The 259-nt window shown below is 61.4% G+C and carries 1 protein-coding gene; it reads left to right on the forward strand.

Going from position 1 to position 259, the window contains the following annotated elements:
- A partial coding sequence (locus SB751_RS32345) for a TonB-dependent receptor domain-containing protein (protein ID WP_410749303.1) occupies positions 1-259 on the forward strand: 259 nt, incomplete at both ends.

Below are 259 nucleotides of genomic sequence, written 5' to 3' on the forward strand. Positions count from 1 at the left end.
GCGATTTTCGATCTCACGCAGCACAACGTCACCACGACCGATCTGAATCATCCGGGCTCGTCGGTGCAGACGGGCGAAGTGCGCTCGCGCGGTCTCGAACTCGAAGGCCATATCCAGCTCACCGACAATCTCACGGTGCTCGGCTCGTACACGTATCTGAACCAGGTCGTGCTGGAATCGAACACGGCGGCGCAGGTGGGCAAGCGCCTGACGATGGCGCCGCGCAACATGGCCAATCTTTGGGCCGATTACACGCTGC

Source organism: Cupriavidus sp. SIMBA_020, from assembly GCF_046535395.1.
In the GTDB taxonomy this organism is placed as follows: Bacteria; Pseudomonadota; Gammaproteobacteria; order Burkholderiales; family Burkholderiaceae; genus Cupriavidus; species Cupriavidus campinensis.